Origin of the sequence: Phenylobacterium sp., assembly GCF_037189685.1 — a bacterium.
Classification (GTDB): Bacteria; Pseudomonadota; Alphaproteobacteria; order Caulobacterales; family Caulobacteraceae; genus Phenylobacterium.
In genome coordinates, this window is the sequence record NZ_JBBCIT010000010.1 from 108,859 (window position 1) to 129,325 (window position 20,467).

Consider the following 20,467-nt stretch of genomic DNA (forward strand, 5'->3'; position numbering starts at 1 on the left):
AGATCCCCCATGACCTTCACGCTGAACGACTCCGGCCTCCTGCGGTTCGAGAACCGCATCGGCGGTCGCTGGGCGCCTGCCGGCGCGGCCTCGATCGCGGTCGTGAATCCGGCCACCGGCGAGGAGATCGGGCGCGTCCCGCGCTTCGGCGCCGCCGAGACACGCCAGGCCATCGAGGCGGCCGCCGCGGCCTTCCCCGGCTGGAGGGCCCTGCCCGCGGGGGAACGCGCGGCGATTCTGCGCCGCCTGAGCGCTCTCCTGGTCGAACACGTCGAAGACCTGGCGCTGATCCTGTCTTCCGAGCAGGGCAAGTCCCTCGCCGAAGCCCGGGGGGAGATCCGCGGCGCCGCCGCCTATGTCCAGTGGTTCGCGGAGGAAGGCCGGCGCGCCTATGGCGATGTCATTCCCTCGCCCTGGGCCGATCGCAGGGTGCTGACCACACGCGAACCGGTCGGCGTCGTCGCGGCCATCACCCCTTGGAACTTCCCCTCCTCGATGATCGCCCGCAAGCTGGGGGCGGCGCTGGCCGCGGGGTGCACGCTGGTGGTGAAACCCGCCTCCCAGACGCCGCTGTCGGCGCTGGTCTGGGGCGAACTCTGCCAGCGGGCCGGAGTCCCCGACGGCATCTTCAACTGCGTCACCGGATCGGCCTCGGAAATCGGCGCCGAGCTCACCAGCCATCCCGCCGTCCGGAAGGTCACGTTCACGGGCTCCACGTCCGTCGGCAAGGCGCTGATGGCCCAGTCGTCCTCGACCATGAAGAAGATCTCGATGGAGCTGGGCGGCAACGCGCCCTTCATCGTCTTCGCCGACGCCGATCTGGACAGGGCCGTCGGCGGCGCCATCGACTCCAAGTTCCGCAACAGCGGCCAGACCTGCGTCTGCGCCAACCGGCTGCTGGTGCATGACGCGGTATATGACGCCTTCACCGAACGCCTGGCGGACGCCGTCTCCGCGCTGAAGGTGGGGCCGGGAACCGAACCGGGCGTGCAGCAGGGGCCGCTGATCGACGAGGCCGCCGTACGGAAGGTGGAGGAACACGTCGCCGACGCCGTGGCCCGCGGCGCGCGCGTCATCTCGGGCGGCGCACGCCACCCGCTGGGCCGGACGTTCTTCCAGCCGACCGTCATCGTCGACGTGCCGCCTGACGCCCAGGTCAGCCGCGAAGAGACTTTCGGCCCGCTCGCGCCCGTGTTCCGCTTCCGCGACGACGACGAGGCGGTGCGGATGGCCAACGACACCGAGTTCGGGCTCGCCTGCTACTTCTACACCCGCGACCTCGGCCGCGCCTTCCGGGTCGCCGAGCAGCTCGAATACGGCATCGTCGCCGTCAACGAAGGTCTGGTGACCACGGAAGTCGCCCCCTTCGGCGGCGTGAAGGAATCCGGCATGGGCCGGGAAGGCGCGCGCTCCGGGCTCGCCGACTACATGGTCGAGAAGTACGTCTGCCTGGGACTGTAGGCACGGCTCCCCAGAGCTCCCCTCAACGGCTTCGACTCGTTTGTGGATCGCTACGGGATCCCCCGTTCGGGTCGGCGGTCGTCGAAGTCGACCAGAACGGTCGAATTCCGCTCCGGCCGCCGACGTGATCGGCGCGACCCGCCTTGTGCTGTGCATCAAGCCAGAATATTGCGAATGGTTCGCAGGTAAGGGCGTTCCGCGTTGAAAAGACTCAAGTTCGATGCCTCGGCGGCCGGGGGGTTCTCCCGCCGGCGCAACCAGGTGCTCGCCGGCATGGCGGTCGTCGCCCTCGCCGCCTGCGCCTATGTCCTGCGACCCGGAACGCAACCCGCCGCCGCGCCGGCGGCCTCGGCGTCGGCGCCGGTGCGGGTCACCCAGGTGCTGAAGCTGCCCTTCGACGTCGAGCTGAAGGCGCTGGGCGCCGTGACCCCGCTGAACACCGTTTCGGTCCGCAGCCGCGTGGACGGCGAACTCCACAGCATCCACTTCGAGGAAGGCCAGACGGTGGCCCGCGGCCAACTCCTCGCGCGCGTCGATCCCCGCGCCTACCGCGCCGCCCTGATCGCCGCCGAGGGAGAACGCGCCCAGAGCCAGGCGCAGCTGAGGCAGGCCGAGAACGAACTCGAAATCTACCGGACGCTCGCGGAGAAGGGCATTTCCCCGAAGGTCCGTTCCGACCAGCAGCAGGCGATCGTCGACCAGCACCGCGGCGCGCTGCGGGGTCATGAGGGACGCATCGCGGACGCGCGGCTCAGCCTTGACTTCACCGACATACGCGCGCCGATCGCCGGTCGGATCGGCATGCGCGGGCTCGATCGCGGCAATATCGTGCGATCCGGCGACGGCTCGGTTCTGGCGACGATCGTGCAGACGGCCCCGGTGTCGGTCGTCTTCACGGTGCCCGAGGTCCAGCTCCAGGATGTGCGGGAAGCCCTGTCCGCGGGCGCGCTGTCAGCGGAAGCTTGGGATCGCGGAGAGCAGAAGCGCCTGGCGACCGGCGTGGTCACCATGCTGGACAACCAGATCGACCGGGCGTCGGGCACCGTGAAGCTGCGCGCGCATTTCGCGAACGCCGACGAGGCCTTGTTCCCCAACCAGTTCGTGAACGTCCGGCTCAAGGTGCGCACCCTGGCGGACGCGCTGCTGATCCCGGATTCGGCCGTCCAGCGGGGCGCCACGGGGCCATACGTCTATGTGGTGGGGGCCGACAATCTTGCCCGCAGGCGCGAGCTTCGGCTGGGGCCGGGGGACGGAGAACGCGTCTCGGTCCTGCACGGGCTGACCGCCGGCGAGCGGGTCGTGCTGGAAGGGTTCGACCGCGTGAAGGATGGCGGGCCGGTCGAGATCATCGGCGGATCGACCGCAGCCGCGGGATGAACGTCTCGCGCCTGTTCATCGAGCGGCCGGTCGCGACGACCCTCCTGATGGCCGCGCTGCTGGTGATGGGCCTGATCGCCTATCGGCTGCTGCCCGTCGCCGCCCTTCCCCAGGTCGAGTATCCGGTGATCCAGGTGTTCACCGCCTACCCCGGCGCGAGCCCGGAGGTGTCCTCCCGGGCGGTGACCGCCCCGCTGGAGCGTCGGCTGGGCCAGATTCCGGGCCTGCGGCAGATGTCGTCGTCCAGCGCCATGGGCGCTTCGGTGATCACCCTGCAGTTCAGCCTCGACCTGCCCATGAGCGTGGCCGAACAGGAGGTGCAGGCCGCCATCGTGGCTGCGGGCGCGGTCCTGCCGGGTGATCTGCCGGCGCCGCCGGTCTACCGGAAGATCAACCCCGCCGACGCGCCGATCCTGACCCTGGCGGTCAGCTCGGATTCGCTGTCGCTGCCCGAGGTCCACGACCTTGTGGACACCCGCGTCGCCCAGAAACTCTCCCAGACCTCGGGCGTCGGCATGGTCAGCCTCGCGGGCGGCCAGCGTCCGGCCGTCCGCATTCAGGTCGATCCCGGCGTCCTGGCGGCCCGGGGGCTCGAGATGGAGGACATCCGCGCGGCCATCGCGGGCGCCAGCGTCAACCAGCCGAAGGGCAGTTTCGACAGCGCCGCCCGCTCGATCATGATGGATGCGAACGACCAGCTCTCCTCGGTGGAGGAGTACCGATCGCTGGTCATCGCCTGGCCGGGTGGGGCGCCGCTCAGGCTCGGCGACGTGGCCCGGGTCGAGAACGGCGCCGAGGACGAAAGACTCGCCGCATGGGCCGACGGACGACCCGCGATTCTCGTCAACATCCAGCGTCAGCCGGGGGCCAACGTCATCCAGGTGGCGGACCGGGTGAAGGGGCTGCTGCCCCAGCTCACCGAGACCCTGCCGGCTTCGGTGCGCGTGGACGTGCTGGCCGACCGTACGGAAACCATCCGGGCGTCGATCCGCTCGGTGCAGGTCGAGCTCCTGTTCGCCGTCACGCTCGTCGTGCTCGTCACCTTCGCCTTCCTGCGCAATCTCGCCGCCACGGTGATCGCCGGGATCGCCGTGCCGCTGTCCCTGATCGGCGCCTTCGGGGCCATGCAGCTTCTGGACTTCAGCCTGAACAACCTGACGCTCATGGCGCTCATCATCGCGGCGGGCTTCGTCGTCGATGACGCCATCGTCATGCTCGAGAACATCGCCCGACATCTGGAGACGGGCGAACCGCCGCTGCAGGCGGCGCTCAAGGGCGCGGGCCAGATCGGTTTCACTCTCGTCTCGCTGACGGTCTCGCTGGTGGCGGTGCTGATCCCCCTGCTCTTCATGGGCGACGTGGTGGGCCGGCTGTTCCGCGAGTTCGCCGTCACCCTGGCGGTGGCGATCGGGATCTCGCTGGCCGTCTCGCTGACCCTGACGCCGATGATGTGCGCGCGCCTGCTGAAGCCGCACGCCGGCGAAGGCGGCGTCATGAGCCGTGTCGTCGCCCGCTACGAGACCGGGCTCGACTGGGCGCTCGCGCGACAGGGCCTGATGCTGGGGCTGACCCTGGCGACCCTGGCGCTGACCGCGATCCTGTACGTCGCCGCACCCAAGGGGTTCTTTCCGGTTCAGGACGCCGGCGTGATCCAGGTGGTCACCGAAGCGCCCGGCGAGGTGTCGTTCGAGGACATGGCGCGCCGCCAGCAGGCGGCGGCGGAACGGATCCTGGCGGACCCGGCCGTCCGCAGCCTGTCGTCGTTCATCGGGGTGGACGCCTTCAACGCCACGCTCAACAGCGGCCGCATGCTGGTCAATCTGAAGCCCCACGGCGAACGCGAGCCGATCCAGGCGGTGATCGACCGGCTTCAGGCCGGCGTCACATCCTCGGGCGGCCTGGAACTCTATATGCAGCCGATCCAGGAGCTGAATCTGGACGACCGCGTGAGCGGCGCCCAGTACCAGCTCAGCGTCTCCTCGCCGGACGAGGCCTCGCTGCGGACCTGGGCCACGCGCCTTGTCGAGCGCCTCGAACGGGCCCCGGCGCTTTCCGCCGTCGCCAGTGATCTTCAGGCCGATGGGCTCCAGGCCTTCGTCGAGATCGACCGGGTCGCCGCCAGCCGGCTCGGCGTTCACGCCGCCGACATCAACCTGGCCCTGCAGAACGCCTTCGCCCAGCGGCAGATCACGACGCTGTTCACACAGGCCAACCAGTATCGGGTCGTCCTCGAAGCCGATCCGCGTCGGCAGCAGGGGCCGCGGGATCTCGACGCGATCCACGTCAAGACCGCCGACGGCGGCCTGACCCCGCTCAGCGGCGTCGCCAAGGTCGAGGTCCGGCCCACGCCCCTCTCCCTGGGGCGCATCGGTCAGTTCCCGGCCGTGGCCATCTCGTTCAACCTGGCGGACGGCGTATCGCTGAGCGCAGCGACACGCGAGATCGAGCGCGCCTGGGCGGAACTGGACGCGCCGCCCACGGTGGAGATGCGCTTCCAGGGCGCGGCCGCGGCGTTCAAGTCCTCGCTGTCCAGCAGCCTCATGCTGATCCTGGCCGCCGTGGTGGTCATGTATATCGTCCTGGGCGTGCTCTACGAGAGCTTCATCCACCCGGTGACGATCCTCTCGACGCTTCCGTCGGCCGCGGTGGGGGCCCTGGCGGCGCTCCTCCTTCTCGGTCGACCGCTGGACCTGATCGCGGTGATCGGGATCATCCTTCTCATCGGCCTGGTGAAGAAGAACGGCATCATGATGGTGGACTTCGCCCTCGAGGCGGAGCGCAACGAGGGCCTCTCGCCGCAGGCCGCCATACGCCAGGCGGCGCTGCAGCGGCTCAGGCCGATCCTGATGACGACCCTGGCGGCCCTGGTCGGCGCCCTGCCCCTGATGTTCGCTCACGGCCCCGGGGCCGAACTGCGCCAGCCGCTGGGCCTCGTCATGGTCGGAGGTCTCCTGGTCAGCCAGATGCTGACCCTGTTCACCACCCCCGTCGTCTATCTCTTCTTCGATCGCCTCGCGAAGCGCACGCGGCGGAGCATGCCCGAGCCGAGCCCGGTGTGATCTGGCGGTTGTTCATCGACCGCCCGGTCGCGGGGACGCTCCTGGCGCTGGCCCTGCTGATGGCGGGCACGCTCTGCTATCGGCTCCTGCCGTCCGCGCCGCTGCCCGAGGTGGATTTCCCGGCCATCGCCGTCGAAGCCAGCCTGCCCGGAGGCAACCCGCGGACCATGGCCGCGGCGGTGGCCGTGCCGCTGCAACGATCGCTCGGGGCGATCCCGGGCCTGCGCCAGATGGAGTCCACCAGCGGCCAGGGCAGCGTCGAGATCGAACTGATCTTCGAACTGGGCCGGGACCTCAACAGCGCGGCGCGGGACGTCCAGGCGGCGATCAACGCGGCGCGCGGCCAACTGCCGTCCGGCATGCCGTCCGAACCATCCTATCGGAAGCTCAACCCCTCCCAGGCCCCGATCATGGCCCTGGCCCTGTCGTCGCCCAGCCTCTCGCCCGGCCAGATCTATGACCAGGCCGCGACGGTGCTGGCCCAGAAGCTCTCCCAGGTCCACGGCGTGGGAGAGGTGTCGGTCGGCGGCGCTTCCCTCCCGGCGGTGCGCGTACAGCTTAATCCGCACGGCCTCTCGCACGCCGGGGTGTCGCTGGACGAGGTGCGGGACGCCATCGACAAGGCCAACGCCCTACGGCCCCTGGGCCTGACAGAGGCCGGGGCGCGCAGTTGGCAGATCGGCGCCAACGCCCAGTTGTCGGCGGCCAAGGACTACGGCGCCCTGGTCGTCGCCCGCCGGCCCGAAGGCCTGGTGAGGCTCTCGGATGTCGCCACGGTCACCGAGGGCGAACAGAACCGCTACAGCATGGGCTTCCACAACGACCGGCCGGCCGTCGTGCTCACGATACGCCGTCAACCCGGCGCCAACATCCTGGCGACCACCGAGGCCATCCGGTCGTCGCTGCCCGCCCTCCGGACGCTGCTGCCGGCCGAGATGCAGCTCGAGGTCGTGCTGGACCGCTCCCCGGGAATCCGGGCGACCCTGCGCGAGGCGCAGACGGCCCTCGCCCTCTCGGTCGGACTGGTCATCCTGGTGGTCGGCGCGGCGCTCCGGCGGTGGCGGGCCGCGCTCATTCCCTCGACGGTGATCCCCGTGGTCCTCGCCGGCGCCTTCGCCGCCATGTGGGCGATGGGGTTCTCGCTGAACAACCTGTCGCTCATGGCCCTGATCGTCGCCGCCGGCCTCGTGGTCGACGACGCCATCGTCGTGCTGGAAAACATCTCCCGCCACATGGAGGCCGGACTCTCGCCGCGGCGGGCGGCGATCCGCGGGGTCCGCGAGGTCGGCTTCACCCTCCTGGCCATGAACATCGCGCTGATCGTGGTGTTCGTGGCGATCCTGTTCATGGGCGGCGTGATCGAGCTGCTGTTCCGGGAGTTCTCGCTGACGCTCGCGGGCGCGATGCTCGTCTCGCTCGTGGTCTCGCTCACCCTGACCCCCACGCTCTGCGCCCGCCTGCTGAAACCGGCGCCGAAGCGCGCCGCGCCCGAGGTCTTCGATCGTCTCACCCGCATCTACGGCGGATCGCTCGACTGGGTGCTGCGCCACCGGCCCGTGGCGCTGGCGGTCTTCGGGGCGGTCCTGGGCGCCAACGTCGCCCTCTATCTCGCCGTTCCCAAGGGCTTCCTGCCGGAACAGGACACCGGCCAGCTGACCGGCTTCGCGCGAGGCGACGACGGCATGTCGTTCCAGCTCATGCAGCCGAAGATCGAAACCTACCGCCGCTACCTCCTGGCCGACCCGGCGGTGGCCGACGTCGTGGGACAGGCGGGCGGCGACACGGGCATCAACAACGCCCAGATGCTCATCCGCCTCAAGCCGATGTCGGAACGGCGTGAACCCGCCTCGGCCGTGGTCGATCGCCTGCGGGCAGGGACGCCGAAGGTGCCTGGAGGTGCGCTCTGGCTGCGCGTCGACCAGGACATCCGCCTCTCTCCGCCCTCGGGCGGCGGCGCCCAGGAGTACGACCTCCGCCTGCTGTCCTCCGAACTGGAGGGGCTGAAGGAATGGCTGGCCAAGGTGGCCGCGGCGCTCGAGGAACTGCCGCAGCTCACCGCCGTCGACGACAACCTCGGCGGCGGCAACCTGCAGATCGACCTGCAGATCGACCGCGACGCCGCCGCTCGGCTGGGGGTGGACGTCCGGACCCTCACCGGCGTGCTCAACAACAGCTTCAGCCAGCGTCAGGTCGCAACCATCTACGACAGCCTGAACCAGTACCGGGTGATCCTGGAGCTGGCGCCGCAATACGCCCAGGACCCGCAGACCCTGGACCTCGTACAGGTGATCGCCGCCGATGGGCGACGCGTGCCGCTGTCGGCCATCGTCACGCGCAGTCACAGCCTGGCGGACGACTGGATCCCGCATCGCGACCAGTTCGCGGCCCGGCGGGTCGAGTTCGCGCTCGCGCCCGGCGTTTCCCTGGACCAGGCGAAGACGGCGATCGACGACGCGGTCGCCCGGGTCATGCTGCCCAGCCATGTCCAGGCCAGGGTGGCCGGCGAACTGGACCTCGCCGGCGAGAGCCTGCGCAACCAGCCCCTGCTCGTGGCCGGGGTGATCCTGGCGGTCTACCTCGTGCTCGGCATCCTCTACGAGAGCCTGACCCACCCCCTGACGATCCTGTCGACCGTTCCGTCCGCCGGACTGGGGGCGCTGCTGGCCCTGTGGGCGTCGGGCCACGAGTTCTCCCTCATCGCGCTCCTCGGGCTTTTCCTGCTGGTGGGGATGGTCATGAAGAACGCGATCCTCATGGTGGACTTCGCCCTGAGGGGAGAGCGGCGCGACGGCCTCCCGCCGGAAGCCGCCATCCGGCAGGCGGCCCTGCTCCGCCTGCGCCCGATCCTCATGACCAACGCCGCGGCGATCCTGGGCGCTCTGCCCCTGGTGCTCGGTCTGGGCGAGGGCTCCGAGATGCGCCGGCCTCTCGGCGTCTGCATCGTCGGCGGCCTGTTCGTCAGCCAGTTCCTGACGCTCTACACCACGCCGCTGATCTACCTGACCGTCGGGCGCCTGCGGCGGCTGATCCGATGATCCGGGAGGATAACGCGGCGCCGCCACGTCCCCGTCGGCAGAGCGCCGCTGGGCTTCATTCGCCAGATCGGGGATGGAAACGCCGCTTCGGTCATCGACACCGTGTCGATGCGCCCGGCCCACGGCTCGGAGAGCCGGGCATGCGCGGCAAACCGGCGCGGGATGCGACGCCCCACCTCGACCTGCCGCCTGTGACCGCCCCCCGCGGGAACGACGCCGATGGTCATGACGGCGCAGGCTGGCCGCGCCTTCGCACGGCCGTCCCGAGCTCCGCCAGGATCTCCTCCGTATGCTCGCCGAGAATGGGCGCCGGCCGGAGCAGCGCCGGGCGGACACCGTCGTAGGCGAAGGGCGCGGCCGGTATGACATGGCGGCCCACGTAGCGCCGCTCCATCTCGGGCCAGAAGCCGGCCTCGGCAAGTTGCGGCAGATACGCCAGGACATCCCCCCGAAGCACGGGTGCGGCCGGGACGCCGGCCGCCTGAAGCCGTTCGGCGGCGGCCTCGGCGTCCTGCGGCGCGACCCAGGACGCCAGCGCGGCCTCGATCGCGTCGGCGTGCGCCGCTCGTCCCTCGACCCGCGACAGCGCCGGGTCCTCGGCCCAGTCGTTGCGGCCGACGACGCCGCAGAGGGCGCGCCAGGCGCGAGCCCCGTCCACCGCCACGGCCAGCCAGGAATCCTCCCCGGCCGCGGCGACGACCGCCGTCGGCGCCGCACGCGGCCGTCGGCTGCCGGTCCGGGGCAACGGCCCCTCCGTGAACTGCTGGGCCACGACGGCGTCCGCGGCGAACTGGAACAGGCACGCGACCTGGGCAAGGTCGATCTCGGCACCGCCCGTGCGTTCCCGGGCGTAGAGGGCCGACAGCACGGCCGCCGCGGCGAAAAGCCCCGCGATCGGGTCTCCAAAGGCCACGTGCTGCAGGCAGGGCGCCCAGCCGTCGCAGCCGTTGGCGAACGGCAGACCCGACGCCTGTTCCACCGTCGAACCGTAGGCCCGGATGCCGGACAACGGTCCTCCCGCGCCGAAGGCGGGCATGGAGACCGCCACCAGTCCTGGGTTCAGCTCTCGCCGGACGGCCGCGCCGAGACCGAGCTTGTCCATGACGCCGGCCGCGAAATTCTCGACCACGACGTCGGCGCCCGCCACCAGGGCGCTGGCTTTCGAGAAACCGTCGGGCGTCAACAGGTCCAGGGTCACGCCCCGCTTGTTGCGGTTCATGGAGATGAAACTGAACTTCGTCTCGCGCGGGGGTGGATCGCCCGTCTCGTCCGTTTCCCATCCGCGCCACCAGTCCGGATGACTCTCGGATTCGATCTTCACGACATCGGCCCCCAGGTCGCCGAGGGTGCGCGCACAGAGCGGCCCTGCCCAGCCCATGGAGAAGTCGACCACCCGCAGCCCTCGCAGGGGCGCCTGCGGAGGGCCGGATTCCAACGCCGGCGCCTCACCCGCGAACGTCATCCGCCAGGGCAGGTTCGGCGCGACGATCCCGCCTTCGCCGAAGGGGCCGAAGGCGCCGCGCGCACGCCAGTGGTCCACCTTCGGCAGTTCGGAGAGGTCGGGCATCGGCGTGGCCGGAATCCGCGCCGCATCCGAGAGCGCGACCCATTCGGCTGTGGGGCGAGAGAGGAACAAGGGCGCCAGCAGGGCGTCGATCTCGTCGGCGGCCAGCAGGCGCTCGACCGTCGTCGCGAAGCGCGGCTCCTCGGCCAGTTCCGCCCGGCCCAGCATCCCGCAGAGGCCCTTCCACTGGGCGGGGGTCAGCGTCGAGACCCCGAGCCAGCCGTCGGCGGTCCGGTAGCTGGTGCAGGGATAGGTGGGGACGAACCGGTTTACGCCGAGGCGCACCGACCCGCCGCCTTCCATGAGCGCCGAAACGGCCCCCGTCTCGGTGAGGCACATGAAGGCCTCGAAGACATTCACCGACACGCGGCTCGGACGAGGGCGGGCCAGGAGAGCGCCCAGCGCCGCATTGAAGGCGGTGACGCCGGCGGTGATCTGCGGGCCGTGCCCCTGCGACAGGATCGGCGGCCCGTCCTTCGGACCGAACGGATAGGTGACGCCGGTCAGCGCCTGGATGAGTTCGTCGGTTCCCCGCCACCCCGCCCACGGACCTTCGGCGTGGAACCAGGTCAGTTCGAGCAGGACGGCGCCCAGCCCGCCGGCCAGGTCGGCGGCCTCCGCGAGGTCGGCCGGATCCTGGCCCCCGATGACGAGATCGGCGGACGCCGGCCTGTCGGCGAGCTTTCCCTGGTCGAGCCAGCGACCGTAGGCCCGACCCGCGTCGCCGGCGTAGCCGATGGCCGCATCGTCGCCGCCCGACGCCCGCACCACCGTGGCCCCCAAGCGGGCGAACAGCCGGCCGCAGTAGCGCACGGCGACCCCGCGCGACGCTTCGACGACGACGAGCCCCTCGAGCAGGCGATCCATCACGGCCCTTCCTCCCAGAACGGTTGCGCGCTTTACACCCCCCGACTTACTGGTAATGTGTTACCAAGACAATCGCGGAGGAGCAGGCCCATGTCACTGGACGTCGATCGAGACCCTTATGCCGTTCCGGACGACCTGGCGGCCCGCATCGACGCGCTGGACCTGCGCCAGAACATCGTGGACCTGGTGGACCAGGGCTACACGGTCATCCGAGACCCCGAGGCCATCGCCCTTGCGGACCGGGTGCGGGAAGCGATCATCCGTTGCGTGCCCGCCGCCCCCGAGGCGAAAGCGCCCACCCGCTTCACGCTGCTCGACCAGGACCCTGTGTTCGCCGAAGCGATCACCACCCCGAAACTGCTGGCGCTGGTGGAATATCTGTTGGGTCGCGGGGCCCTGTTCTCGCAGCTCTCGGGTTCACGCCGCCGGCCGGGACCTCAGTCGTTGGGACTGCATGCGGACAACAGCTGGTTCCCCGCGCCGTTCCCCGATTGGGAGATCATGGCGACCGGCTGTTTCGTCACCGACGAATTCACCGAGGAATCGGGTGCCACGCTGGTGATCCCGGGCACCCACAAGCTGAAGGACCACCCGCCCAGGGAACGCCGTGAAAGCCTGGAGGGCGCCGTTCCCATCGTGGCGCCCAAGGGCTCCATCTGCCTCTGGAACGGCTCGGTCTGGCACGGCAACTATCCGCGCCAGCTTCCCGGCGAGCGCGTCGTCCTGCACATGACCTACACGCGCATCGGCATGCAGCCGATCGAGACCTACGATCATCTCGACGAGGCCTGGTTCGCCGGCAAGGACCCGGCGCTGCCCACCCTGCTGGGCCGCCACAACTTCCTCGGCCGCCGTCACGGCTGGAAGCAGAATGATCGGGAGCTTCTGAAGGAGACCTACCAGCAGGTTCACGGCCCGGAATTCCGGACCTGAACCGTCAGGCGTCGCTGCCGCTCAGAACCTCGCGCGCCGGCGCCTGGAAATCCAGGAGCTGGTCCTGATAGCGCTTCGCGCGGTCGCGCAGCCGCATGGCGTGGGGCTCCGCCGCGACGCCGGCCAGGATGACCGCCCAGCCGAAGCCGATGCGCGGCTCCACATAGCTGATGTCGTAGGTGCTGCTGGCCCAGGTGCGGACATTGGCCGCGAAGATGTCCATCAGCGTCTCGGACAGCACCCGGGTGTCTATGTCGTCGTCCAGCATCCCGGCCCGGTATGCCCGGCGCATGGCGGCCTCGAACCGCTCGGGATTCTCGCGGCCCGGTTCCGTCTCGGAGCCGCCGGAGTAGGCGTGGGTGGCGCGGAACAGCGCACGATAGAAGGGCTGGTTCTCAGCGTAGAAGGCCACCCCGACGGTCAATGTCGCGAAGAAGAAGTCGAACACGTCGGTGTCGCCGATCGGCCAGAGACGCGTCTGGAAGATCGCCTGCTCCTCCTTGAGCAGCGCCCGGATGATGCCGACCTTCGAGCCGAACAGTTCATAGGGCGTGCGCAGGCTCACCTGCCCCCGCGCCGCAAGCTCGCGCATCGACAGCTCGAAGCCACCACTTTCCCGGATGATCTCGCGCGCCACCCGAAGGATGCGCGCCGACCGATCCTCGGTCGATTTACCTGATGCTCCCATGAAGCCTTTTACTTCTTGTCCTCCGAGGCCGCGACGGAAAGCCCGCCACCCCCCAGTATCCCAGCGCAACGCAACCATGACCTGCAAGGGCCCGGGAAGCTACGTTGACCAGGGTTGGTAACGAGTTATCATCCGAACGTACAGGGGCTGAAGGATTCCGCGCGGCGGAAGGAAACGCATTGACCGACATCGCAGACACGAAACTCGCCTTCGCCGGACCGGAGTGGATCGCCGCGGCCGGACGCATCCTCAAGGACCTCGCAGCGAAGCACGGCGAAGCTGGCCAGCGCTTCAGCCTCTGCGAACGATTCACCGATGCGCCCACCGACGTGTCGCCCTCGGGCCTCGCCGCATGGTGGTTCCGCCTGGATGGCCGGACCGTCGAGGTCGGCGCCGGCGAGATCGGCGACGCCGATGCGACCGTGACGGCCGACTACGCCGCCACCCTGCCCGTCGCGCGCTTGGTCTACACGCCAGAGATCATCGCCGAGCGCCGGGCCAAGCGCGAGCGGGGCGAGCTTCCCAGCCAGCAGGGGGACTGGTCGCGGGCGCCGCGCTGGCTGACGGAACTCCACAACCGACTGGCGGTCATCACCGCCTGAAGCGACCTGCCGCCGGGCGCGCGTGACACCGCCCGGCGGCAGGCCCGCCTGACCCTCCTACGGCTTGTCGCTGCGGGCGATGCGCTGAGTATAGCGCAGCTTCACCGGATCGGCGCCGCCGCTCTCTACCGTCGTCGCGCCGAGGAACAGTTTCCGGCCGAGCAGATCGGCGATCCCCTCGGGCTGGTTCGCCACCCACGCGTCGTCGAGATGGCTGTAGTCCTCGACCGGCGCGAACCCGACGCGGGTATAGGTCATGTGCATCACGACGCGCTGGCCCGGAATCTCGCGCGGGTAGTTGCCGTGCCAGACCGAGCCGTCCCAGAGGCAGAGCGACCCCTTGGGCGCCACGATGGGCACCAGCCCTTCCTGGATGCGGCACTCCTCCTCGCTGGGATGGCGCTTGAGGACATGGGTTCCCGGGATGATGGAGGTGCAGCCCCCTTCCCTGGTGAACTCGTCCGTGACCCAGCAGGCCGTAGCCATGATCTCCCAGTTCGGAAACGGCGCCGGGAACCAGCTGTTGTCGGCGTGCAGCACCAGCGGCGCGGCGCCCTCGCCGCGGATCGAACTGGTGAGCTGGCTGAGGATGGCGCCGCGTCCCACCAGGAACTCCACCAACGCCAGCAGCCGTGGCACCAGGACCGCTTCCGAGAACACCGGATCGCGCCCCAGCAGAAGAGCGGCGCTCTGGCCGGTACGGGGCGGCCCCGTCTCCTCGGCCAGGCGCACGATCGCCTCGCGGACACGGTCGGTCAGGGCGTGCGCCACCGGGTCCTGGATGATCGTGTAGCCCTGATCGACCAGTTCGCGGACGTTTTCCCGCAGGCCCAGCGCATCGATCCTCGGCGCCAGGAACTCGGGAACGTCGTAGGAGGCGGCGGTGTCGAGCGGCATTTGAGGGTCCCCGGAATCCGTCCGTTGCATTGAACTGGTAACACGTTATCATCCCACGCAAGGGCGGCGTCAAGCAACGGCTGCCCACAGATCGGGAGGGTCCTGTGACGACGACAGGCGGGCGTCCCCTTGCGGGCATCGGCGTTGTGGAGTTCGGCGTCGACGCCGGTATCCGCTATTGTGGCCGGCTCTTTTCGGTTCTGGGCGCCACCGTGGTGAGGGTGGGCGCGGCAGGCGGCCGCCCCTCGGCGTTCGACCTCTGGCTGGACGAGGGCAAGACCTTCGCGGAAACGACCGACGAGGCGCTCGCCGCCCTGACAGCCCGCGAAGTCCGCGCGGAGGTGGCGATAGCAGGACAGGATCACCTCCAGGTCGCCCGGGCCGACGCCGATCTGCGGGCGCTCAAGGCCGATGTCCTTCGCCTCAACCTCACCTGGTTCGGCCGCAACGGCCCCTATGCCGACTGGCGGGGGGACGACGCCGTGATCCTGGCGCTCACCGGGACGGCCCACGGCTTCGGTCCCGTGGAGGGCCCCCCGCTGCTGGCGCAGGGGCGCGCGCCCCAGATGCTGGGCGGGGCCACGCTGTTCCTGTCGGGGCTCGCGGCGCTGTGGGGACGGCGCACGGGCCGGACGCATGGCCGCGTGGACGTGGACGTCCTCGAAGCCTGCCTCTGCTTCACGGAACACGGACCGCCGGCCATCGCCGTGTCGGGCGAGCCCTCTACCCGCAAGGGACTCAACCGGTACGGCGCCGGCTATCCCACCGTGGCCTATCCGTCCTCGGACGGCTGGATCGGCGTGACGGCCCACACGCCGGCCCAGTGGCGCTCGCTCTGCCAACTCGTCGGCCGCCCCGACCTGCCTGACGACCCGCGTTTCGCCACCGGGTCCGATCGCGTCGCGAACGCCGCCGCCCTCGACCTGGAGCTTCGCCCGATCTTCGCCACCGGCGCGACGGCCCACTGGCTGGAGACCGGGCAGCGGCTCCGCGTTCCGCTGGCGCCCGTGCCCGATCCCGATGCTCTGATCGCCACCGACCACTGGCGCGAACGCGGCAGTTTCAGCCCGCTCCAGGGAGCCGAGGGAGTCCAGGCGCCTGGCCTGCCCATGCGGGTGGCTTTCGATGGCCACACCCAGCCTCCCCGGTCCGGGCGCGGGCCGGGACCGCTGTCGGGCCTGCGTGTGATCGACTTCTCGATGGGCTGGGCCGGCCCCCTCGCCACCCGCCACCTGGCCGACCTGGGCGTCGACGTCATCAAGATCGAGACCGAGGACCATTTCGACTGGGCGCGGGGTTGGGCGCCCGTTCCTGGCTCCGACCCGCCGGCCCACGAAATCGCGTCGGCCTTCAACCTGATGAACCGCAACAAGCGCGGCATCGCCCTCGATCTCGCGACTCCCGAAGGCTGCGCGCGGGCCAAGGCGCTGGTGGCGGGCGCCGACATGGTGATCGAGAACTTCGGCCCCGGCGTGATGGACAAGCTCGGGCTTTCGAAGGAGGCGCTGCGCGCCGTCCGGCCGGGCCTCGTGTTCATCTCGATGGCGGCGTTCGGGGCCGCCGGTCCCTGGCGTTCGTTCCGGGCCTACGGCTCGACGGTCGAGCACGCCAGCGGCCTGCCTTTCTTCAACGGAGAGGAGGACTGGCCCCCCAGCCTCCAGCATCTGGCCTACGGCGACCCCGTCGCGGGTATCTACGCCGCCGCGATGACCCTGGCGGCGCTGTTCGGGCGCGAGAGCCTGGGCGGGGCCGACATCGACCTGTCGCAGGTGGAATGCCTGTTCCAACTCGGCGCCGAAGCCCTCATCCGCATGCAAGCCGAAGGACCGAGGGCCCGCATGGGCAGCCGAAATCCCGACATGGCGCCGCGCTGCGTGGCGCCGGCGGCGGGCGACGACTCCTGGGTGGCCATCGCCTGCCCGGACGACGCGTCGTGGCGGGCCCTCGCCCATGCCATCGGTCGCGCCGACTGGTTGTCGGACCCAGGCCTGGCCACGCCCCGGGGGCGCAACGAGCGGGCCGCCGAGATCGAAACCGCCCTCGCCGCCTGGACGGCCGGGCGCGACCCCCGGGCCGCCGCGACGGCGCTGCAGGCCGCCGGCGCCTGCGCCGCTCCGGTGCTCGCGCCGCACGATCTCGCCCGCGACCCGCAGGCAAAGGCGAACGCCACCTGGGGCTGCATGACCCGCACGCACGTCGGATGTCACATGATGCTGGCGCCGCCCTATCGCATCGATGGCGTGCGGCCCGCGCTAAGGGCGCCGGCGCCCCTTCTGGGCGAGCATACGAAGCAGGTCCTGAGCGCCCTCGACATCGCCCAGGGAGCTCGGGAAGCGCTGGAGGCGTAGGTCTCTTCCTGGAGGTCCCCCGACGCCTCGCATTGTTTCCCGCGACGTGCGGAGATGCGGGAGAAGGGACGGAGATCCCGGGCGCCCCTTCCCGGGCGCCCCTGAGGGGCCCCGGGTCTGCGGACGCGCGTCAGGCGTAGGGGTCTGTTCCCGTGTGGATGAAGGGCGCCACGCGCTCTCCGTCCACGTTCTGCGGGTCGACATAGGGATACAGGGGCCGGCCCACGAGCCGGTCCAGTTCGGGATACTTCTGCCGGAGCTGGGACGAGACCGTGCGGTCGTAGAGGGCCTGCGGGCGCATGTAGGTCCGCATGTAGTTCTGGACCAGGGTGATCCTGAGGCCGTCCTTGTTGCGCGGCAGCGAACCGTGCCAGGTGGCGCCGTTCCAGATGGCCAGAGAACCGGCCCTGGCGATCAGCGGCACGGTGCGGATCGGCGAGGTCTCCATGTCGGCCTCGTACGGCAGGGTGGCCCGTCCGTACTTGTGACTGCCCGGTGCGAAGATGGTGGGGCCATCCTCCTCGCTCGCATAGTCGGTGCAGAGCCAGGACGCATTGCACATGTGGGCGATACTGCCGCCGCCGGGCGGGATGCCGTGGGAGTCGCTGTGCAGCGCGTGGGTGCGCCCTTCGCGCCCCTTGATGATCCAGGTCTGCCCCGAGAGGATGGCGCTCTCGCCCAGCAGCCAGCGGACGAGCGCCAGCATCACCGGGTTCGTCGCGGCCTCGACGAAGACCTCGTCCTCCTCGAGCACGTCCCACTTGTTGGGGTCGATCGCCGCCTTCGACGGCGAGGCCGTCAGCGGATCGCCGATCGGGATCCCGTTCCGCTTCTCGCAGGTCCGCAGCATGGCGTCGCGGAGCCGTCCCGCGAAACCGTCGGCCGACCGGATCTTTTCCGGCGGCACGACGGTGAACCCATAGGCCTCGAGCTCCACCACATGCTCGAACAGGTCGTAGAGCGCGATCTCACGCATGATGGCGTCGGCGTGAGGCGACGCCCCGCAATCCGAGATTCTCATGGTCGGTTCCCCTTCCCCGGCCCGCTAGCGGGCGCCGAAGCGATAGGTGAGTTCCACCCCGAACGTCCGCGGCTCGGCGTACAGCTTCTGGGCGACCCCCAGGCTCTGCAGGGCGAGCGCGCCGGCGAAGGCGTAGGTCTTGTCCGTGAGGTTCTTGACGAACAGCCCGGCGTCGATGTCCTCGCGCCCGAAGACGCCGGTCCAGTCGAGCCGCGCGCTCATCACGAGGAAGCCCGGTTCCGACACCGTATCCTTCATCGAGCCTTCGGCCAGGATGACGGTCGGGTTGTTGGAATACACCTCGATGTAGCGCTGGGCCTGGTCGCTCAGCCACGACCGCGACTGCCATGAGGCCGTCACCGAGCCCTTCAGCGCTCCGTACTCCTCCTGCATCGGCACGTCGTATTGCGCCGTGAGGCTGAGCTTGTGCTTCGGCGTGTTGGCGAACGGGTTGTTCGACAGGTCGATGTTGGTTCCGGCCGGCGCGGCGCCCAGGGGATCCGAACCCGTCCACTTCGTGTATTCGGCGTCGGTGTAGCTGTAGGTGCCGATGAGGCTCAGCCGGTCGAGCATCAGGAAGCCTTCGGCCTCGAAGCCCTTGATCGTCGCCGCCGCCACATTGGCCGTGAACGCGATGTTCTGGCCGGCCGGGGTGATCGCGTTCACGCCCCGCTGGATATTCGAGTAGTCGTCCTTGTAGGCGGCGACGTTCAGGCGGCCGCGGGCGGCGCCCAGGAAGAAGTCCAGCTTGGCGCCGATCTCGGTGTCGATCACCGATTCCGGCTCGTACTGCGGCACGAAACCGGGAACGGCGGCCGCGCCCTGGATCGTGTTGAGGCCGCCCGGCTTGTAGCCCCGCCGGCGCGTCGCGTAGACGAGCAGGTCGTCGTTGACCTTCCAATCCAGCGCGAAGGTGTAGCCTGGGCCGCTCCCCTTGGTGACCGAGCGGCTGACGGCGCCCGGCGTCACCAGGCCGGACGGATAGGAAACCACCGCCGCGGCGCTGATGTTCGTCACCTCGGTATGGGTCTTGCGGTACCCCGCGGTGAACTTCAGCCCGTCCAGGCCCACCCGGCCCAGGTCGGCGGTGAACTGTCCGAAGTAGGCGGTCTCGCGGTTGTGGCCGGCCAGCGCCATCGGCGTCGCCGAGATGGGCCCCAGGTTGGGCGTGCCCACCCCCCCGAACGTGCGGTTGAGGTTGGTGCTGCCGCGCAGCCCCTCGGACACGGGCTGGTTCTGATAGTAGTAGCCCGCGATCCAGATCAGGGCGTTGTCGTAGACCGAGCCGTTGAGCTGGAATTCGTTGGTGAAGGTCTTGTTGAACTTGCCGGTGTCGCCCACCAGCCGGCCGTTGATCCACTGCGACTGGCTGGAGGTGCCGAACGCCGAGGCGTTGAGGTCGAACGGCGTGGCCGAGTAGTTGCCGGCCACGAGGTTGCGGGCCTGCTGGAAGCTGAAGATGTTCTTCACGCCGAACTCGAAGGCCCCCACCGACGGCAGGGTGATCTCGGTCGTGTTCACCAGGTCGTGGCGATTGATGTACTCGCGGTTCGGATAGGCCGTGCCCGTGGTCATCCGGCGCAGGTTGTCTCCGCCCTGGCGGCTGTTCTCGACCTCGGTCACCAGGGCCGCGCGGATGTCGGCGAGGATCTGCACCCGCTGCGCCTGGCAGGTCGCCACGTCGGCCGAGAAGCCGAACTGCACCGCCTGGCCACAGACCGCGGCGAAGGCGGCGGCATTGCGGTTCAGGTTCGCGAGACCCAGGTTGGCGCCGATCGTGACCCGGGCGGCGGTCGTCGAGTCGAAGTCGTAGTGGTTGTAGAAGAGGGTGTTCCTGAACCAGTCGGCCGGTTTGAACAGCAGGCTTGCGCGCAGCGAGCGGCTGTCGTCGCCGTCCATGTGCTGGCCCGTGATGGTGTTTTCGACATAGCCCTTGCGGTGAGTGCGGTTCAGCGCCAGGCGGAACGCGAGCGCGTCCTCGATGATCGGCACGTTCAGCACCAGGTTCAGGTCGCTGCGGTCGAGGTTCCCGAACTTGCCGTTGACCGAGCCGTAGAAGTCGTCGGCGGTCGGCGCATTGGGACCGATCAGAACGGCGCCGCCGGCCGTCGCGCGACCGAACAGGGTGCCCTGCGGCCCCTTCAGCACCTGCACCGAGCCGATGTCGAAGAACGGCATCGATGGCCCCGTCGGGCCGAAAGGCGCTTCGGCGAAGTACGAGGTGACCGACCCACCGCCGAACAGGCCCTGGCCGATGCCGCGGATCGAATAGTTTGCCGAGTTGCGGCTGAACACCGAGTTCGCCCCGCCGACCGACAGCGAGGGGATCACGACCTGAAGGTCGCTGGCGTTGTAGATCTGGCGGTCCTGCAGCCCCTGCCCGCTGACCGCGGTCACGGCGGCCGGCACGTCCTGGAGATTCTCCTCGCGCCGGCGGGCGGTGACGATGACCTCATCGAGCGACGTCGCCGACGGCGTGTCAGCCACGACCTCGGCGAACGCGGACGGTCCCGCAAGGCTGGCGACGAGAGCGCCGATGGCCGAACCGCATTGGAGCGCGAACTTTCTGGTGATCATGAATTCCCCCTCTGTTTATCCCCGCCCGAGCCTCCGGA

General features: G+C 69.8%; 12 protein-coding genes. 7 read left to right on the forward strand and 5 right to left on the reverse strand.

Annotated features, from left to right (window positions below; genetic code table 11):
- Positions 1-9 precede the first annotated feature (9 nt).
- The 4 genes from WG212_RS06720 (at position 10) to WG212_RS06735 (ending at position 8,932) form a co-directional block, all read left to right on the forward strand.
- Positions 10-1,461 carry an NAD-dependent succinate-semialdehyde dehydrogenase gene (locus tag WG212_RS06720; RefSeq protein ID WP_337186308.1) on the forward strand — a complete coding sequence of 484 codons (1,452 nt, stop codon included), beginning with the start codon at positions 10-12 and terminating at the stop codon, positions 1,459-1,461.
- A gap of 201 nt (positions 1,462-1,662) precedes the next feature.
- Complete coding sequence (locus WG212_RS06725) at positions 1,663-2,838, forward strand: efflux RND transporter periplasmic adaptor subunit (protein ID WP_337186309.1); 1,176 nt, start codon at positions 1,663-1,665, stop codon at positions 2,836-2,838.
- Positions 2,835-5,897 (forward strand): efflux RND transporter permease subunit, encoded by a 3,063-nt coding sequence (locus WG212_RS06730; protein WP_337186310.1) that lies wholly within the window; start codon positions 2,835-2,837, stop codon positions 5,895-5,897. Before WG212_RS06725 ends, WG212_RS06730 begins: the two co-directional genes overlap by 4 nt.
- A complete protein-coding gene (locus tag WG212_RS06735; RefSeq protein WP_337186311.1) occupies positions 5,894-8,932 on the forward strand; it encodes an efflux RND transporter permease subunit in 3,039 nt (1,012 codons plus the stop codon). The genes WG212_RS06730 and WG212_RS06735 overlap by 4 nt, the downstream gene beginning before the upstream one ends.
- A 223-nt stretch (positions 8,933-9,155) precedes the next feature.
- Here the strand turns inward: WG212_RS06735 and WG212_RS06740 are convergent, their stop codons facing one another.
- Positions 9,156-11,363 (reverse strand): CoA transferase, encoded by a 2,208-nt coding sequence (locus WG212_RS06740; RefSeq protein ID WP_337186312.1) that lies wholly within the window; start codon positions 11,361-11,363, stop codon positions 9,156-9,158.
- A 90-nt stretch (positions 11,364-11,453) separates the two neighbouring features.
- Here WG212_RS06740 and WG212_RS06745 point away from each other — a divergent pair, with 90 nt between their 5' ends.
- Positions 11,454-12,296 carry a phytanoyl-CoA dioxygenase family protein gene (locus tag WG212_RS06745; RefSeq protein ID WP_337186313.1) on the forward strand — a complete coding sequence of 281 codons (843 nt, stop codon included), beginning with the start codon at positions 11,454-11,456 and terminating at the stop codon, positions 12,294-12,296.
- Between the two features lie 4 nt (positions 12,297-12,300).
- Here WG212_RS06745 and WG212_RS06750 read toward each other — a convergent pair whose 3' ends face one another.
- On the reverse strand, positions 12,301-12,984 hold the full coding sequence (locus WG212_RS06750; protein ID WP_337186314.1) for a TetR/AcrR family transcriptional regulator: 684 nt from the start codon (positions 12,982-12,984) through the stop codon (positions 12,301-12,303).
- Positions 12,985-13,163: 179 nt separating this feature from the next.
- Between WG212_RS06750 and WG212_RS06755 the strand changes: the two genes are divergently transcribed.
- The gene (locus tag WG212_RS06755; RefSeq protein WP_337186315.1) at positions 13,164-13,586 is read left to right on the forward strand and encodes a hypothetical protein; all 423 of its coding nucleotides are present in this window, start codon (positions 13,164-13,166) and stop codon (positions 13,584-13,586) included.
- 57 nt (positions 13,587-13,643) lie between these two features.
- On the opposite strand, the gene WG212_RS06760 is transcribed toward WG212_RS06755, so the two are convergent.
- The gene (locus WG212_RS06760) at positions 13,644-14,483 is read right to left on the reverse strand and encodes a phytanoyl-CoA dioxygenase family protein (protein WP_337186316.1); all 840 of its coding nucleotides are present in this window, start codon (positions 14,481-14,483) and stop codon (positions 13,644-13,646) included.
- Between the two features lie 104 nt (positions 14,484-14,587).
- Between WG212_RS06760 and WG212_RS06765 the strand changes: the two genes are divergently transcribed.
- Positions 14,588-16,831: a CoA transferase gene (locus WG212_RS06765; protein ID WP_337186317.1), complete on the forward strand. Its 2,244-nt coding sequence runs from the start codon at positions 14,588-14,590 to the stop codon at positions 16,829-16,831.
- Between the two features lie 130 nt (positions 16,832-16,961).
- Here WG212_RS06765 and WG212_RS06770 read toward each other — a convergent pair whose 3' ends face one another.
- Complete coding sequence (locus tag WG212_RS06770) at positions 16,962-17,852, reverse strand: phytanoyl-CoA dioxygenase family protein (RefSeq protein ID WP_337186318.1); 891 nt, start codon at positions 17,850-17,852, stop codon at positions 16,962-16,964.
- A gap of 24 nt (positions 17,853-17,876) precedes the next feature.
- Positions 17,877-20,429 carry a TonB-dependent receptor gene (locus tag WG212_RS06775; RefSeq protein ID WP_337186319.1) on the reverse strand — a complete coding sequence of 851 codons (2,553 nt, stop codon included), beginning with the start codon at positions 20,427-20,429 and terminating at the stop codon, positions 17,877-17,879.
- Positions 20,430-20,467 lie beyond the last annotated feature (38 nt).

Coding starts and splice junctions, on each gene's coding strand:
- WG212_RS06720 (WP_337186308.1), top strand. CDS start 10: ATGACCTTCACGCTGAACGACTCCGGCCTCCTGCGGTTCGAGAACCGC.
- WG212_RS06730 (WP_337186310.1), top strand. CDS start 2,835: ATGAACGTCTCGCGCCTGTTCATCGAGCGGCCGGTCGCGACGACCCTC.
- WG212_RS06740 (WP_337186312.1), bottom strand. CDS start 11,363: ATGGATCGCCTGCTCGAGGGGCTCGTCGTCGTCGAAGCGTCGCGCGGG.
- WG212_RS06745 (WP_337186313.1), top strand. CDS start 11,454: ATGTCACTGGACGTCGATCGAGACCCTTATGCCGTTCCGGACGACCTG.
- WG212_RS06750 (WP_337186314.1), bottom strand. CDS start 12,984: ATGGGAGCATCAGGTAAATCGACCGAGGATCGGTCGGCGCGCATCCTT.
- WG212_RS06760 (WP_337186316.1), bottom strand. CDS start 14,483: ATGCCGCTCGACACCGCCGCCTCCTACGACGTTCCCGAGTTCCTGGCG.
- WG212_RS06770 (WP_337186318.1), bottom strand. CDS start 17,852: ATGAGAATCTCGGATTGCGGGGCGTCGCCTCACGCCGACGCCATCATG.
- WG212_RS06775 (WP_337186319.1), bottom strand. CDS start 20,429: ATGATCACCAGAAAGTTCGCGCTCCAATGCGGTTCGGCCATCGGCGCT.